General features: G+C 61.2%; 15 protein-coding genes, 3 tRNA genes and 1 pseudogene. 6 read left to right on the top strand and 13 right to left on the bottom strand.

What is annotated here, in order from left to right; all coding sequences use genetic code 11:
* Nucleotides 1–124: 124 nt before the first annotated feature.
* From J3350_RS07415 to J3350_RS07405, 3 genes are all read right to left on the bottom strand, one after another.
* The gene (locus tag J3350_RS07415) at nt 125–916 is read right to left on the bottom strand and encodes a helix-turn-helix domain-containing protein (protein ID WP_207686184.1); all 792 of its coding nucleotides are present in this window, start codon (nt 914–916) and stop codon (nt 125–127) included.
* The gene (locus tag J3350_RS07410; RefSeq protein ID WP_207686183.1) at nt 913–2,400 is read right to left on the bottom strand and encodes a sensor histidine kinase; all 1,488 of its coding nucleotides are present in this window, start codon (nt 2,398–2,400) and stop codon (nt 913–915) included. Before J3350_RS07410 ends, J3350_RS07415 begins: the two co-directional genes overlap by 4 nt.
* Before the next feature lie 393 nt (nt 2,401–2,793).
* A tRNA-Leu gene (locus tag J3350_RS07405) sits at nt 2,794–2,877 on the bottom strand.
* Nucleotides 2,878–3,038: 161 nt separating this feature from the next.
* On the opposite strand from J3350_RS07405, the gene J3350_RS07400 reads away from it, so the two are divergent.
* A complete protein-coding gene (locus tag J3350_RS07400) occupies nt 3,039–3,518 on the top strand; it encodes a hypothetical protein (protein ID WP_207686182.1) in 480 nt (159 codons plus the stop codon).
* Between the two features lie 184 nt (nt 3,519–3,702).
* The gene (locus tag J3350_RS07395) at nt 3,703–4,032 is read left to right on the top strand and encodes a DUF6465 family protein (RefSeq protein ID WP_097793145.1); all 330 of its coding nucleotides are present in this window, start codon (nt 3,703–3,705) and stop codon (nt 4,030–4,032) included.
* A gap of 106 nt (nt 4,033–4,138) precedes the next feature.
* On the opposite strand, the gene J3350_RS07390 is transcribed toward J3350_RS07395, so the two are convergent.
* Genes J3350_RS07390 through J3350_RS07380 form a run of 3 tightly spaced genes read right to left on the bottom strand, consistent with a single transcriptional unit; the run spans nt 4,139 to nt 8,275 of the window.
* Nucleotides 4,139–5,635: a carboxypeptidase M32 gene (locus J3350_RS07390; protein ID WP_207686181.1), complete on the bottom strand. Its 1,497-nt coding sequence runs from the start codon at nt 5,633–5,635 to the stop codon at nt 4,139–4,141.
* Nucleotides 5,636–5,650: 15 nt separating this feature from the next.
* Nucleotides 5,651–6,313: a metallophosphoesterase family protein gene (locus J3350_RS07385; protein ID WP_207686180.1), complete on the bottom strand. Its 663-nt coding sequence runs from the start codon at nt 6,311–6,313 to the stop codon at nt 5,651–5,653.
* 36 nt (nt 6,314–6,349) lie between these two features.
* Entirely contained in the window at nt 6,350–8,275 is a 1,926-nt protein-coding gene (locus J3350_RS07380; protein ID WP_207686179.1) for a BMP family ABC transporter substrate-binding protein, read from the bottom strand.
* Between the two features lie 179 nt (nt 8,276–8,454).
* Here J3350_RS07380 and J3350_RS07375 point away from each other — a divergent pair, with 179 nt between their 5' ends.
* The 4 genes from J3350_RS07375 (at nt 8,455) to J3350_RS07360 (ending at nt 9,877) form a co-directional block, all read left to right on the top strand.
* Complete coding sequence (locus J3350_RS07375) at nt 8,455–9,018, top strand: DUF1643 domain-containing protein (protein ID WP_207686178.1); 564 nt, start codon at nt 8,455–8,457, stop codon at nt 9,016–9,018.
* Between the two features lie 18 nt (nt 9,019–9,036).
* Nucleotides 9,037–9,576, top strand: a complete 540-nt coding sequence (locus J3350_RS07370) for a phosphatase PAP2 family protein (protein WP_207686177.1) — start codon at nt 9,037–9,039, stop codon at nt 9,574–9,576.
* A 146-nt stretch (nt 9,577–9,722) separates the two neighbouring features.
* A tRNA-Arg gene (locus J3350_RS07365) sits at nt 9,723–9,796 on the top strand.
* A gap of 7 nt (nt 9,797–9,803) precedes the next feature.
* Nucleotides 9,804–9,877 (top strand) — tRNA-His (locus J3350_RS07360).
* Between the two features lie 287 nt (nt 9,878–10,164).
* Here the strand turns inward: J3350_RS07360 and J3350_RS07355 are convergent.
* The 7 genes and pseudogenes from J3350_RS07355 to J3350_RS07325 form a co-directional block, all read right to left on the bottom strand.
* The gene (locus J3350_RS07355) at nt 10,165–11,451 is read right to left on the bottom strand and encodes a cell envelope biogenesis protein TolA (RefSeq protein WP_207686176.1); all 1,287 of its coding nucleotides are present in this window, start codon (nt 11,449–11,451) and stop codon (nt 10,165–10,167) included.
* Nucleotides 11,452–11,464: 13 nt separating this feature from the next.
* Nucleotides 11,465–11,653, bottom strand: a complete 189-nt coding sequence (locus J3350_RS07350; protein WP_097791894.1) for a hypothetical protein — start codon at nt 11,651–11,653, stop codon at nt 11,465–11,467.
* 4 nt (nt 11,654–11,657) lie between these two features.
* Complete coding sequence (locus tag J3350_RS07345; protein WP_207686175.1) at nt 11,658–13,550, bottom strand: hypothetical protein; 1,893 nt, start codon at nt 13,548–13,550, stop codon at nt 11,658–11,660.
* Between the two features lie 13 nt (nt 13,551–13,563).
* Entirely contained in the window at nt 13,564–13,950 is a 387-nt protein-coding gene (locus J3350_RS07340) for a hypothetical protein (RefSeq protein ID WP_207686174.1), read from the bottom strand.
* A gap of 72 nt (nt 13,951–14,022) precedes the next feature.
* The gene (locus J3350_RS07335; RefSeq protein ID WP_097791897.1) at nt 14,023–14,238 is read right to left on the bottom strand and encodes a hypothetical protein; all 216 of its coding nucleotides are present in this window, start codon (nt 14,236–14,238) and stop codon (nt 14,023–14,025) included.
* A gap of 100 nt (nt 14,239–14,338) precedes the next feature.
* Nucleotides 14,339–15,358 (bottom strand): N4-gp56 family major capsid protein, encoded by a 1,020-nt coding sequence (locus J3350_RS07330; protein WP_242700182.1) that lies wholly within the window; start codon nt 15,356–15,358, stop codon nt 14,339–14,341.
* 75 nt (nt 15,359–15,433) lie between these two features.
* Nucleotides 15,434–15,826: pseudogene (locus J3350_RS07325) on the bottom strand (ribosomal-processing cysteine protease Prp); the annotation flags it as partial.

The following is a 15,826-nucleotide window of genomic DNA, read 5'->3' as shown; positions in this document are numbered from 1 at the left end:
GTCTTTGTTGTATCCAAGTACAATTTTTGTGTTTTTTGGACGAAAAAAACTGGCAAAAACAAAAAGCTCCCGTTCCTCTCCTGCTGACAGGCAGGAAAGAACGAGCGCTTCTTTTGGATTCGATTTATCCTTGTGCCGCTTTTTCCGCTGCGGCTACGCGGTATTCCGAAGGGGTCTGGCCGGTCAGGCGTTTGAACACCCTTGTAAAATAGTTGGCGTCGCTGTAACCCACAGCAGCGCCGATATCCTTCAGGCTCAGGCGCGGGTCCAAAATCAGCTGGCGCGCCTTGTTCACCCGGTATTCGTTCAGGTAGGCCGAGAAGTTTACCTTAAAGCACTGCTTGAACAGCTTGCAGAAGTAGGCGTCCGAGTAGCGCAGCGCAGCGGCGGCATCCTGCATGGAGATATCCTCCCGATAGTGGGCGTCGATGAAGCGGCTGATCTCGGCACGGATGATGGCGGTACGCATATCCTCGTCCTCTTCCCGGCGGACAGGCTGTTCAGGCGCAGGGGGCTGTGCCGGGCGGGCAGGCAGCGGCACCGACACCTGCCGGATGGCATCCTCCACCGCGAATACCAGTTCCTGCTCGTTGTAAGGCTTGAGCAGATAGTCCATCGCCCGTACAGAGATCGCCTGCCGTGCATAGTCGAACTTATCAAAGCCGGTCAGAAACAGGATGGCGCAATTTCTGTCTGTTTCTCGGATCTTGCGCGCCACCTCCAGCCCGGTGAGACCCGGCATTTCAATGTCCAGCACCGCCACCTGCGGCGCTTCGCGGGCAAAAATTTCCAGAGCCTCTCTGCCGTTTTTTGCTTCATACAGGCAGATCAGATCTCCCAGATACTTCTGCAAAGTCCGACATAGCACCTTGCGCTCGATCAATTCATCCTCTGCCACCAGCAATTTGCACTTCACGAGAGCGTCTCCTCCTTTTCTTCCGGTTGCTGCGTCTGCGGGAGCTCAAACCGCACCACAGTACCGCAGTCTGCGCGGCTGTATATCTGCATTTTTCCGCCCGGATACAGCATCCCGATACGGCGGGAAATATTGCCTAGGCCAATGCTGCGTCCGGTCTGCTCGCTCTGGGCAATTTTTGCCTGCACGGCGTCCAGTTCCTCTGGGGTCATCCCATTGCCGTTGTCCGCGACCGTGAGCACCAGCACCTTGTCCTGCATCCATGCCCGCAGCAGGATGCGTCCGCCTTCCTCGCGGGACTTGAGTCCGTGCGAGTAAGCGTTTTCCACCACCGGCTGCAGCATAAAGGACGGCACCAAAACCGCCGCAGGCTGCACCTGAATGCTTTTCTCTACGGTAATGCGTCCGTCGAACCGCATTTGCTGCAAATAAATGTAGTCCTCCAGCCCGTCCAGTTCCTCCTCCAGCGTGATCTGCTGGCGCTTAGTGCGCAGATTGTGCCGGAACAAATTGCCCAGATGCACGATCATCTGGTCGGTGGTGGAAGCATCCTCCAGCCGCGCCATGCAGGAGATCATGTTCAGGGTGTTGAACAGAAAATGCGGATTCACCTGACTTTTAAGCACCTCCAGCCGGGTGTGCTCCAGATCTTTTTCCAGTGCAAGGTTCCGCACCTCTTCTCGGTGCAAGGCCTGCTGCGTGGTCAGTTGCTGCGCCATGGCGTGCTTCATCTGGTTAAAGGTTCCCGTCAGCCGCCCCACTTCGTCGTTGCTTTTCACCGGAAGATCCGGGCTTGAAAGATCCCCCTCGGCAATGCTGCGGGAGGCCTGTGCCAACCGCAGCAGCGGACGCACCACCGCGCGGCTCAGCACCCGGATGAGCAGCAGCATCAGCGCGGCTGCCGTCAGGAATAGCCCCAGATACAGCCACGGCAGATGCCGGAGGCGGGTCGCTGTGCTGCTGTAAAGGGTGTTTTCCTGCTCCAGCGTGGCCTGCGTCAGCCGCAGCGCATACTCGGCAAGGTAGTCTTGCAGCGCCATCACATGGTACATCTGTTCAATGTAGGTATCTGCCGAGGGCGAAAGCTGCAAAAAGGCATCCCGCTCCTGCCGATAGCCCGCATACCCTTGCAAAAGGTTCCATGTACGGGCATAGCGCTCTTCACCGATGCGGACGTAATCGAAGGGCAGGGCCGCAAGGCTCTGCTCGGCAGCAGCACAGGCAGCGGCATAGGCCTGCTCCGTTTCAGAAGTAGGCTGACGCACATAGCGTGCAAAGGCCTGTGCTTCGTCCTTGAGGGCGTTTTGTACCGTGTAGCAGACGGCATTGTCGGCCAGCAGCATATCAAAGGAGCGTACCGTCCACTGACCTGCCATGGTAGCAATGCCAGTGGAAAGCATGGTGACCAGCAAAATCGCGGCAAGCCATGCCGTGACCTTGCAGCGCAGGGATATACCGCCCTGCGCGGTTTTGTTCCGTGCCATACGCTTTTCCTCCTGTCCTTGCAGCATCCGGCCTTTTTTATAAGTATAATAATCTTCCGGGGAAAGTGCAACCGCAAAAAAGCGCCGGTTTTCGCAAGGGAGCCGGTACTTGCAGGCAATGTGCCAGGCTGTCAGCGGGTCAACAACTGAAAATGATTCCGCATCTTCCCAGAACACACCAAAGTATAAGAAACTGAGCAGAAAAAGAAAAGCAACCCAAAACCCTTCGATTTCGAGCTGCTTGCAATGCCGGTGGTGGGGGTCTCCCGCGCACTGAGCAACAGCCCGCAGGGCTGATTGCTCCCCTGCTGTGCAGGGTCGTGCTGTTCGACCCGCTCACACGCCGCAGATAAAAAGAAAGCCCCCCAGACAAGCTGGAGGGCTTCCTTTTTATGCCGGTGGTGGGGGTCGAACCCACACGTGTTATTAGCACAAGGGATTTTGAGTCCCCCTCGTCTGCCATTCCGACACACCGGCTGATTCCATACAGAACAGTAATATTATAATCTATTTTTGCCGCAAAATCAAGCCGGAAAAATATTTTTTCCAAAACGGTCCGATCTCTGGTCAGCTTCGGGTTTTTCGTGTATACTGAATGCACCATTCCGGGGAGAATTCCCCGATCAAAAGGAGGATCTATGGATTCACTGCTTTCTGCTCCTGCGACGGCTGCACAGCGCCAGCGGGACCGTTTGCTGGGCGCGCTGATTGGTCTGGCGCGCGCCACCGTCAATGAACCGAAGACCGAAGACACCGACCACGTTCTGGCCGCCGGACTGCGGCAGGCGGCCAGGGCTGATGCCGCCGAGGACGCTCTGCACCGGATGCAGGACATCGTCGAGACCGAGAAGCACCGGGTCGCGCCCAACTGCGCCACCTGCACCATGCGCTGCGGCAACACCGACAACTACGACCTGGCCCGGCTGTGGGATGCACCGGAGGAGCTTCGCACCCTGAAGCTGCGGCTCCTGGCTGCGCTGTTCACACTTGCCCAGCGGCGCAGCACCGACCGCATCCGGAAGGAGATCTGTGACGATCTATTTGTCCTTGCGGAAGATTGGGATTCTTCGCTGCTTTCCCCCATCGTCCGCCGTGCCGAAGAGCTATGCAAAGAGTAATTCTTTTTCAGATTCTTACGCAGATTCTTGCTGAAATCAGACCTATTTTCGAAAAACCTCTTTACAAATGATTCCGAAGTCACTATTATATAATTGTATGTGACCGTTTGAAATCGATTCTTTTCATTGGGGTCCTCCAGCGCTGTATACAGCGCAGATATTTTTGAGAAAGAAGGTTGAATCCATGTCTGAGAAAAAAAACGTTGTCTCCACCGCCGCAGACGCTCCTGCTGTGGAAAAGACTGCGCGTAAGACGGCCAAAGCGGACAAGGCCGCCAAAACCACTGCCAAGACCGGCAAAACGGCGCATCGCGGCCGTCCGCCGCTGGCACCGGAAGTCTACGTTGAGCACGGCGGCAAACAGTACAACATCACCGACCTGGTAGACCGTGCCAAGGCCGATTACCGCCTGACCCACAAGGTCGGCGTCCAGTCCTGCAAGGTGTATATCAAGCCCGAAGAGGAAGCTGCTTACTACGTCGTGAACAAAGTCAGCGGCAAGCTCCCTCTCTGAGCGGCTGTGTCCCATCCGTTCCCACAACTGTGATGGCTCCACTGTGAAACAACAAAGCGGCATCGGAACTGCATCCGGTGCCGCTTTTGTGTTTGTTCTTTACAGCTTACAGCGCGTACAGCTCTGTGTATTTTCGGGTCAGGTAATCGAGGTACATCTGCGGGTCAAGGGTGCCGCAGGCATTCCGGACCACGTCGGCCGGTTCCAGCAGCTGGCCGTACTGGTGCACATGCTCCCGCAGCCAGCCGGTCACGCCGGAGAGGTCGCCCTTTGCCACCTGCCCGAACACATCGAACGCCTGCTCCATCCTGCGGAGCATCTGCGCGCCGTAGGCATTGCCCAGCGCATACGACGGGAAGTAGCCGAAGGAGCCGCCGGACCAGTGGCTGTCCTGCAGGCAGCCCTCCCGGTCATTTGGGACCTCCACGCCCAGATATTCCCGATACAGGCGGGCCCATTCGGCCGGGACTTTCTCTGCCCGCAGCGTACCGCCGATGAGCTGTTTTTCGATCTCGTACCGCACCATGACGTGCAGGCAGTAGGTCAGCTCGTCCGACTCGGTGCGGATGAGGCTCGGCTCCACCTTGTTCACGGCCCGGTAGAACTGCTCAGCACTCACCCCGCCCAGCTGCTCCGGGAAGAACGCCTGCACCCTGGGGTAGATGGCCTCAAGGAACGCGCGGGAACGACCGATGAGGTTCTCGTAAAAGCGGGACTGGCTCTCGTGGACGCCCATGCTGACACCGCCGGCCAGGCAAGTATACTGCAAGTCGTCCCGGATACCCAGCTCGTACAGCGCATGGCCGCCCTCGTGGAGGACGGAGTACATCGACGAGGCCACGTTGTGCAGGTCGTAATGGGTGGTGATGCGGACATCCTTGTTGTTGAACTCCAGCGTGAAGGGATGCTCGGTCTCGCCAAGGCCGCAGTGGCCGCGGTCGATGCCCATGACCTCCATGATGTAGTCGGCAAAGGCCTTCTGTTGCTCCACCGGATATTCCAGATGCAGGAAGCTGTCATCGACCGGGGGCTTCTCGCCGATGGCCCGGACAAGCGGCACGATGCCATCCCGCAGCGTCTCAAAGAAGGCGTCCAGCTGCCGGGTGTCCACCCCGCGCTCATACTCGTTCAGCAAGGCGTCGTAGGGAGCCTTGGCTGCATCGTAGTAGCCCGCAAATTTCCGGTTGTAATCCACAAGCTCCTGCAAAACGGGGCAGAACGAAGCAAAATCATCGTTCTCCTTGGCCTTGTGCCAGACATCGCTGGCGCGGTTGGTCAGCTCGGTGTAGGCCATATACTCGTCCGCCGGGATGCGAGCCAGTTTCCCGCTCTCGCGGCGCAGCAGCTCCACCTCGCGCTTGTGGAGAGCATCGAGCGAGCCGGACGCCGCAGCCAGTTCGTCCAGCAGGCGCTTCGTCTCCGGGTCGGTCAACAGTTTCTGGTGCTCTCCGGCCAGGATGCCGAGAGCCACGCCCCGGCCCTCGGCGGTGTTCTTCGGGGCCACCGTCACGGCGTCCAGATAGAGGGAATTCTCCGCGCAGGCATAGGCGTAGAGTTTCTTTTGCAATGCGTCAAGGCGGGCCAGTTGTTCTGTTTGTTCCATGGGGCTTCTCCTTTTTCATTCTTCCGTCGGGAAGGCGGGATTTTTCCAGAAAAATTTGTGCCGGGCCTGCGGGTCCGGGTCCGGGATCTCGAACTCATACCGCTCGGTCGCATTGATGACCGTCGTGCGGCCGCGGCTGCAAACGCGGGGCAGCTTTGCATCATAATTCAGGTGGATATGGCCGTGCACGAACCACCTGGGCTGGTACTCTTCCAGCAGGTCGTTGAAGCAGTCGAACCCCTTGTGGGCCTTGTCAAAGCCATCGTTCAGGCCGCCTGCCGGGGCATGGGTCAGCAGCAGGTCGATGCCGCCCGCGTGGTGGGCCTTGAACCAGAGCTTCCGCACCCGGCGGCGCATCTCCCGCTCGGTGTACTGGTAGGCATCCTCGTCCCGGTTGTAGCGGATGCAGCCGCCCAGCCCCATGATGCGCAGCCCTTTCCAGACGTAGACCTCATCGTCCACGCAGATGCAGCCGCCCGGCTCATCGTGGCGGTAGCTGCCGTCATGGTTGCCGTGCACATACAAGATCGGGGCCGAGGTAAAATTCGTCAGATATTCCAGGTATTTCTTGGGCAGGTCGCCACAGGAAAGGATCAGGTCGATCCCCTGCAGCCGCTCCCGTGTGCAGTAATCCCACAGTGCTTTGGAGGGGGTATCCGAAATCGCAAGTATCTTCACGTCCGCAATGCTCCGTTCTGTTGAATTTTTTGCTCGTTACAGCGGCATCCCTTTCAGGCTGCCCAGACCATTGATCTCCATCAGGCCGCGCGTTTTGACGTTGAGGTCCTCGTAGAGCGGCAGTGCGCCTTCCACGCATTCGCCCAGCCAGTCCATTTCCATCAGCTCTTTGGGCGTGTAGGTATCCCCCTGCGGCACCATTTTCACATGCCCCTGCGCATACAGCCCGCCCGACGGGAAGATGGCCAGCTCATGCTTGCGCAGGTTCTCCTCGATGATGTTCAGCAGCTGGCGGGTGCCGCCGGCCAGCTCTTCATAATAGTCCACCCGCTCGGCATCGCTCTGCAGGCCCCACCAGTAGTTGACTGCCTTGCCGCTGGCCTCGCTGCCCCAGGTGCCATTGAAGATTGAACGGATGATGCCGATGTAGAAAGTCTCCCACTTCCACACCGGCAGCGCCACCGGCTTCAGGCTGCCGTCCGGCAGGCGGCGGCAGAGGCCGAAGTCGCGGTCGCTGTCCGCCGGTTCATTGCTGCTGCGGGCGTAGAGCAGGGTGATGTCCTCCCGGTCGGAGAAATCCAGCGGCTGGCCCCCCACCGGCACACAGGCCCAGCGGAGCACCACATGGCCGTCCGGCCGGACGGCCCGCATCCCGCGCGCAAAGGCGTTGACCGCCGCCGGGGTGCCGTATACCGGGTTCGCGGCCACATAGCCCACCCGGTCTGTCTTGGAGAGGATGCCCGCCAGCATACCCAGCAGGTAGTTCACTTCATAGGTGCGCGGGTAGTAGGTGCGCACCAGCGGGTGCGGGGTGTTCAGGCAGCAGTTCAGGATTTTGGTCTTCGGGTGCTGGGCTGCCACCTTCAGGCAGGCAGGCCGCATCCGGATGCTGGTGGTGAACACCACATCCGCATTGTCGTGGGCCACTTCTTCCAGGATCTGTTCCGCATCCACCTCCGGGGACACGTTTTCCCGGTTGGTGATGACGAGCCGGTCGCCAAATTCCGCCTTGAGGGCCTCGATGCCCTTTTCGTGGCCGCGCACCCAGGCGCTCGTTTTGGCGTCGTATTCGTGCAGGAAGACCACCTTGAGCTGGCTGGGCTTCTGGCTGAAGATGTTCAGTTTGCTCAGCAGCGGCTCGCTGGCGGAGTTCGGCTCCAGCGAGAGCGTTACCGCATGGGGCTCGGTCAGGATCCTGATCTCATCCCACAGCTTGGAGAGGTTCTCCCGCACCTGTGCCGGGGTGGACTGGCAGGCGTCCGAATAGCGGTAGACCGAAAGGTAGACCAGCAGGGCGTCACCCGGCGTCAGGTCCAGCGCCGAACCACCCAGCGCATAGAACTGCTGGCTGAACATGGTGTAGAGCGACGAAAAATTCAGCCGGTCGTCGTCCGTCCAGGCTTCGCCCGACGCCTTGCAGACCAGGGTTTGCAATTTTGCATAGCCGCCCAGTTTGGAGAAGCGCACGTTGTTCACCTTGGACAGCTTGTAAAAATCGAGAAATTCGTAGTAGATCTTATTTTCCAGCGTATCGTTCCGGGCCGGGATGAGCCGGGTCACGGTGCCGGGGACGGTGACAGCCTCATAATATTTGAGGACGGACACCCGCTTGTTGCCCTCCTGCACATAGAACCGGTTCAGGTATTCGTAGGCGATGATGGGGGTATGGATGCCCTCTTCCAGATGGGCATCGCAGAGGTTCGACCACTTGACGGCGAACTCGGTGTCATCATCCAGCAGGGGCATGAAGTTGGCGGCAAACGCCGTGTGGCGGCCGCTGGTCTTGGTGCCCACGATGCTCTCGGCGGGGATGTCCACCAGCCCCAGCGGCTCCTGCGCCACGATGTCCACACCGTTCAGGATCTCATCCAGGACTTTCAGATAAGGCGACTGCCCCCGCGCGACGCAGGCACGGTAAGCACGCTGGCCCGCACGCAGCGCATTTCTGTAATCTTCTATCATAGCAAGACTCCTTCCAGGGAAATGAAGGGTTTCTTCCACTCTTTGGAGCATACACGGCTCCAAGCACAGTATACCATGAAATTTGGATTTGTGGGAGATTTTCTCCCCCGAAGGAGTTGATTTCAGTCAAATTTTCAGGTACGATAGAAAAGAAGAGCGTATTTTGAGAGGTAACGACTATGCAAACGGAACAGCTTCCCCGTCTGGAAGCAGGCGAATACCCCGGCGGCATCTGGTATTATGAGCCACACACCTACCTGCCCTACCGCTATGTGCTGGGCCGGGTGGGCAGACACCCGCTGGTCTGCATCGGCATCAACCCCAGCACCGCGCAGCCCGGCGCACTGGACCCCACCCTGAAAAGCGTGGAACGGCTGGCCAATGCCAACGGCTTCGACAGCTGGATCATGTTCAACGTCTACCCCCAGCGTGCCACCGACCCCAACGACATGGACAAGGTCCCCGACCGCGCCCTCTGCGACGAGAACCTGCGCTGGCTCCGGGCCGTGCTGGCCGAGACCGAGCCGACCATGTGGGCGGCCTGGGGCACCCTGATCGAAAAGCGGGATTACCTGCCCGGCCTGATGCGGGAGATGGTGGCCCTGACCCGTGAGCGGGAGATCCCGTGGGTCACCTTCGGCAAACGGAGCAAGAAGGGCCACCCCCACCACCCGCTCTACCTGCGCAAGGATTCCACCCCGGAGCCGTTCGATATGGAAGAATATCTCGACACCTGTTTCTGACCAAGGGAGGCCTGCACCATGACACCGGAACGCTATCAGAAGATCCTGCACTGGCTGAACACCCACCCGGCGGCAAAGCGCCTCGTCATCCTGCTGAACCACTGGCTCCCGGCGGTGCCGTTCGTCTGCTACCCGGTGCTGCTGGTGCTGCTGAACCTTCAGTTGTTCCGGCTGCTGCGGGGCGGGCTGGACCAGACCGCCCTCGATTTTATGCAGTGCATCGCCCGCGCCATTCTGGTGCCGGGGTTCGTTTTTCTGGGCGGCACCCTGCTGCGCAAAAAGCTCAACTTTCCCCGCCCGTATGAGCAGCCCGGCTTCACCCCGCTGGTGGAAAAGGAGACCCACGGCCAGTCCTTCCCTTCCCGCCACGCGCTGAGTGCGGCCGTGCTGGCGGCCGTGTGGCTCTCTTTTTATCCGGCGGTCGGCGGCGTCATGGTCGCTGTCACCGTGGCCATCTGTGTGCTGCGGGTGCTGGCCGGGGTGCATTTCCCACGTGATGTCATCGCCGGTGCCCTGCTTGGTTTTTCGCTTGGCATCGTCGGAATGCGGCTGCTCTGAGAGTTGCTCGACCCATCCGGCCGAAAAATTTCAAAAAAATCCACTTTTTTGCTTGACAGAACCCGATGGGTATGGTATTATATTTCTCGCAGCCCGCCTCCGACGGTGGCCTGCCCAAGATAAGGAACCCAATGGGATAACAACGTGCGCCCGTAGCTCAGGTGGATAGAGCAACTGCCTTCTAAGCAGTGGGCCGGGGGTTCGAGTCCCTTCGGGCGCATTATGTGGTGCCTTTAGCGTAGTCGGTTAACGCGCCAGATTGTGGATCTGGAGACCGTGGGTTCGAGTCCCACAAGGCACCCTCTCATCAAAAAGACCAAGAATCAAATGATTCTTGGTCTTTTTTCTTTCCTGTTTCTCTGTGGGACTCGAACAGGGCGGCGGTGCGTAAGCACCGTAAGCGATCAGCCCTGCGGGCTGTCGCTTAGCCCGCGGGTCCTAGACCATTAGGAATGTCTACCGTGGCCCCACGTTGGTCGCTTTGTGGGACTCGAACAGCACGGCCCCGCGTTTCTCTGCTTCCACCGTTCCAAAACGACCCCAGCCGCAGCACAGAAGCCCCCACTTCTGCGCTGCGGCTGGTTTTTTTCAGCTGTTGAGCTGTTTCATGATCTCCCCGACTTCTTTGCTGCTGTAGCCTTCCTTCAGCAGCTCCGTCCGGATGGCGGCATCGCTCCGGCCCTGGCTGCGCAGGCGGGCGGCGGTGTAGGGCACCGCCGTGCTGCCCAGCACACCGCTCTTGCCCACGTTCAGGTTCCCGCTGCCCGAAGCCGACGTGCCCGAAGCCCCCGCTGCTGCCGCTTTCTGGGCCGCTGCCGCGCTGGCTTTCTGGGCCTGCTGGGCCGCCTTGGACTGCTTGAGAGCCCATTCGCCCTTGGCAATGTTCAGCTTTTCGCTGGTCACCTGATTATTGAACTGCTGCTGGCGGAGCTTGTCCTGATACTGCTGCTGCGCAAAGTCGTTGTCGTACTTCTGCTGCGCCTGCGCGTTCTGGACCTGCTTTTCCTGCATCTGCTGGTTCCAGGCCGTATCCGCACGGTCTGCCTCATAGGCACGGTTGTTCGCGTAGATGTTGTACCCTGTGTTCACGAGCGACCCCGCCAGCGAGCCGAGGCCCGTGGTACCGGAGAGCGCGATCTGCACCGCGTCGCCGATGAGACCCAGCACCGCGACCGCATTGTTGAACCGCTGCTGCTTCCGGGCAGCGGCCTCCTGCTCCTGCGCGGCGTAGTTGCCATACAGGGTGTCCAGACGGCTCAGGTAGTCCTGATACTGGCCGTAGTCCTGCTGATAGGCCGTGTTGTAGGCGTTGCCCAGCTGTTCCAGCCGGGTGTAATAGTCCGAAAGTTTCTGCTGATACAGCCCCTGCGCATTCTGCTCCTGCGTGTTGAGCTGGTCCAGCTGGGAGACCAGCGCATCGCCGCCGCTGTCGTAGGTGTCCAGCGCCAGCTGATACAGCGTCGGGATGGCCTGATTCAACGCCCCGATCTGCTGCTGGTAGGCCTGCTGGGCCACGCTGGCCGCATAGCTGGAGCCGTAGCCGCCCGTCAGCGCAGCAGCCTGTGCGGCAGCATCGGCGCTGGCGTTGTGGGCGTTCTGGGTGTACGCCTGCGCATACTGCTGATACAGCGGGTCCTGCGCGTAGTTGTAGTGGAACGCTCTCCGCGCGTTCAGGTCGTTCAGGGTGCGGTCGATCTGGTCCTGATACCGGCTCTGGTAGTCGCCGGGGGCAGCGCTCTGCTGCGCTTTCAGGGCCGCTTCCGCTTCCGTCACCTGCTCAGAGGGCTGATACCCCGCCGACGCCAGTGCATCCTGCACCTCCTGGCGGCTGTTCAGCCCCTCGGTGGAGTAGTTCTTTTTCTTGTCGCTTGCCATAGAGTCTCCTTTCTCACTGCAGTTTCCGCAGCTTGGCCCCCAGCTCGTCCGAGACGTTCTCCACGTCCAGATTGCTCAGAACGTATTGCAGCTGCTCCTGCATCTGGTAGAGGTAGTTCCGCAGTGCGCGGGCATCCTCCGGGTCCATCTTCTCACTCAGCTTCGGCAGGCCCAGCTTGCTCAGGCCCGAAATGCTTGCCATCCTGTCATGCCTCCTGTTCCATAAGTCTGCCCCGCGCCGTCGCAAGGGTGCGCGCCAGACTGCGCAGAGTGATCTGCCCTTTGCCGGTCAGCCGCAGCCGGAACATGCCGCAGCGGCGGGGCGCAAGGTGCAGGTCGAACCGCTTCTGCTTCCCGGCCACGGCCCATTCTGCCAGCTTCTCCCAGGGGCCGTCGTCGTAGCAGATCGCCAGCTCCACGGTGCTGGCACATACGGCATCCATCTGGAGCGTCAGCCGGGAGAGATACCGGTCCTCGGCCTCGTCCATCCCGAACGCACCCGTAATGAGTTCAAAGTCCACCGTCTCCTCCACACCCTCGGTAGTCTTCCAGTCCCGTTCACGGCTGGGGTCGGCGGCCCAGATGTCGTGCCCATCCCAGAGGTAGAGCTGCCCGCCGGTGCTGGCCATGGCGTAGGAGCAGCCGTCTTCCTCCTGCCAGAGTCCCCGCTCGGTGTCGTAGACGAGGAGCCGCTCTTCGAGCGCGTCTCCTTCCCGGCCGCTGTCCCGCGCCAGATAGAGGTAATAGCGGCCATCCAGCGCGCCGCCCACCGCCGTCTGCACGTTGGAGAGCCGGGCCGTGTTCAGTTTTTCGGACACCTTGGTGGGGATGCTCCCGTCCCAGGCCATTACACCGTCCGGCGAGAGATAGTAAAGTGTCTCGTTCAGCACGCAGAGGCTGCCGGCCGCGTTCCGGGCCACCCCACGGCAGCGCAGGGAACTGAGCTGGAAATCCGACGGCTTGAAGCCGTAGAGCTTGTGCAGAGCATTCTCCTTGAAGAACAGCACCGACCCCAGGCAGGTAGCCGCGCCGGTAAACGGCCCGTCGCTGCCCACCGTGACCGCATAGCTGTCCTCTGCGATGCCGCGGTAGGAGAACCAGTTGGTAGGGTCGCCCAGCTTGCAGCCGTAGATGACGTTCTCATTCTGCGCACAGCCCCACAACCGGTTGTCGCACTCGGTCAGATAGTCCAGGTCCGGCACCCGGCGTTCCAGCCGGAAGGCATCGGTGTTCCCTTCCATCGTCGCGCCTTTGCCGTCGATGCCGGTCCAGCGGAGCATCTCCCGGCCCTTGGTCAGGGTCCCGTAGAAATAATCGCCGCCCGGCTCGGCCTGCACCTGCACCCAGTCGTCGCCGCGCGCCGTGACGATGCGGTCTCCTTTCAGCTCCTTCCAGTGCAGGTCATCGCCGTCCTCCACGCCGCTCACCGTCACGGTATCCCAGACGGCAAAGTCTTTCCCGATTCCGCCCGCCTCGATCCGGCACCACTTCAGCTCGATGGCCGACCAGTTGCCCGAAGCCTCGTTGTAGATTTCCAGCACGCTCTCGCTGCTGTACGGCTTCTGGATGTTGTTCACCTTGAGGAACAGCTGCCCGTCTGCCGGATTTTCCGGCTCCTTTGTGCCCTTGCCGGAAACGGTATAGGTCTTGCCGGACGCATCGCAGGGGGTCAGCACCACATCGGCACCGCCGCTGTCCCACACGGCGCCGAGCTTCGTCACCGAACGGTCCCGCGTGTCAAAGGCGATCTTGTCCGGGAAGATGATGACCTTGGTGCCCATGCCCACCATCTTCTTTTTGCTGTCCGCCACCGCATTCCAGAAAAACTCGGCCTCCTGCGGGGTCTCATCCGAGTTGTAGATGAGGTTCTTCCCCGCCGCTACCAGCAGACCGTTCAGGTGGTAGATGCCGTTCATCTGCACGACGCTCCGCAGCCTGCGGCGGGGAATGCGGGTGCTCAGCGCCGGGAAGTCCCGGCTGCTGAAATTTTTGCTGCTGCCCGCCTCGGCCTCGTTGCAGCTGTACGTCTCGTTCAGGCCGCCAAAGGCCCGCAGCAGGGTGCGGCTGGTCGCTGCCGCCGCACGGCTCGTTCCGCTCATCGCGTCCACCTCCTCACCAGCGCCACTGCGCCCGGCAGCGGGGCGGGTGCTTCTGCCGCAGCCAGACAGCCAGTTCGCTCAGCAGGCCGCTGCACTGAGCCTGCTCCCCGGCATAGCGGTCGGTCTCGCCCAGAGCCGCATCAATGCGGGCGCACAGAACGTGCGGATACAGCGCATCAAAGGGCACCGGCGCCAGCAGCACCGTGTCGTCGGGCAGCGCCTCCCCGCTCCACGCGAGGTCGGCCCCTGCGGCGGCGTATTCGTCGGCCCCGCTCTTCTCAAACAGCTGCTGGCGCAGCAGCGCATCTTCTTCGCAGAGCCAGCGGCGGCAGGTCTCGTCCGAGATCTTGCACCCCGGCCGCAGCTCCCGTGCGCGCGCCAATGCCTGTTCTACCGTCATTGCAAAACTCCTTTCGTTTTTGAAAAAAGCCCGGCAGGGCGATGTTCCCGGCCGGGCCGCTGTTTTCTCAGGTCACTGGGCCGCGTTTTCAGCTGCCGCGATGCGGGCAGCCGTCCGCTCGTCCTGCATCTGGCTGTGTTCCAGCACCTCCGCCACTTCGGGCGGGACCTCCACCTCCACGCCCCGGCGGATCTTGTAGTTCACGCCGTTGACGCTGACGAACAGGTCCTCCTTATAGCGGCTGTTGTCCTTGAACAGCTTGATGCGCACTGCCTTTTTCTCGCTCATAGAAACTCCTTTCTGCCCTCCGTCCGCAGGGCCCGCCTGTTTTTGTGTCTTGCGTTTTTCTCGTCCCGCAGGGCCAGAACCAGCCCGCCAAAGGAGAGGGTCAGTTCGCCGCCGCATGGGCCGAGTAGCTGGACACGCTCTCGATGCGGATCATGTACTGCTCCACCAGACGCTCGGCGGCGCGCATTCCCTTCCAGCCCACGGAAGCGCGCTGGTTCAGCGGATCGTCGCCATAGCCCAGCTGCTTGACGATGTGCTCCAGACCGCCGCCTTCCAGCTCGGTGACGCCATAGGCGTGGGCACCCAGCACCAGCGTGCCAAACACGGCCAGACCGGCCGGGCAGGTGGCGTCCTTCCAGATCTTGGCCTCGCTGGTCTCGATGAAGCGGATGTTGCCCAGCTTGCCGATCTCGCCGCGGAACATGGCCTCCGGGTCGGCGTACTTATGCACCTCGATGAACTCCCGGCTGGTCTTCAGGTCGTAGGCGGCATAGGGGTGGATGATGGCGATGTAGCTGTCACCGATGGGGTCGGCGTTCATCGCGCCCAGCTGGGCTGCCGCCTGGAAGAACAGCTTCGGGGTCAGGGTGCAGGTCTTGTCCAGACCGGCGCGGCTGGTCACGGCCGTCTCGGTGCCGTCGGTACTCTGCTTGGGCGCGTAAAGAACGTTGGTGCCGCCCGCCAGCACATCGCGGGTGATGCTGTCCATGGTGCGGCCCGCCTGGCTGGCCAGCACACGGGTGGCCTGCACGACGTTGTTGTCGATGGCGGTCATCTGCAGCACATCGGTCAGCGGGGTCCAGCCGCCGTACTGGTGCAGGTCGCTGGTGATGGTGGTCACGTTCAGGGTCTGGCCGTTGGGGGTCACACCCTCGGTCAGCGGGGTGGTGGCCTTGGGCAGGCTGTCGTACTTGCGGAACTCGATGGTCTTGCCGCCGTTCTGGGGCACCGGGTAGTAATCCGCAAACTGGTCGTGGACGAGGCGCGGCTCGGCCTGGTCGATGAGGCGCTTCTCATAGAAGGTCTTCATCTCGGCGGTCATGGTGCCGGAGGTATTGTTCAGCGCGGCGGAAGGGTCGGCGAACAGCTGGAGGTCGAACTTCATTGCAGTGTCGTTCATACGGTTTTCCTTTCTTTCTTGCGGTGTAACATACGGACTTCTTCGATTCGCGCTCCCCTGCCAGAGGAGCTGCGTTCAGAACGTGATGACTTCCCCATGGAGGGCCTTGCGTTCCAGCGCTTCCCGCTGGGCGCGGGTCATGCGGGAAACATCTGCCCCGGTCACGGCAGCGCTGCCGGGGCGGGTGCCGTTCTCTGCCGGGCGGGACGCCCGCTGCCGGATGCGCTCCACGACGCCCTGCTCCACGGCGTGGGCGGTCTGGCGCAGCGCGTCCTCGTAGTGGGCCAGACGGTAGGCGTCCGCCATCCGCATTCCCGGCAGCTGCATCAGACGGCGCATCTCCGGGTGCTGCAGCTCCGCTTTCAGCGAGAACTCCGGCACCACCTGCCGCAGCGCTGCCTCTTCGGCTGCCCAGCGGCTGTGCAGGGCGGCCACGGCCTGTCGGCCCGGCAGATGCTCCGGCAACGG

Origin of the sequence: Faecalibacterium sp. Marseille-Q3530, from assembly GCF_017377625.1 — a bacterium.
Classification (GTDB): domain Bacteria; phylum Bacillota; class Clostridia; order Oscillospirales; family Ruminococcaceae; genus Faecalibacterium; species Faecalibacterium prausnitzii_E.
The sequence above is the reverse complement of the archived record's forward strand: the minus strand, read 5'-3'. Positions and strand labels throughout refer to the sequence as shown.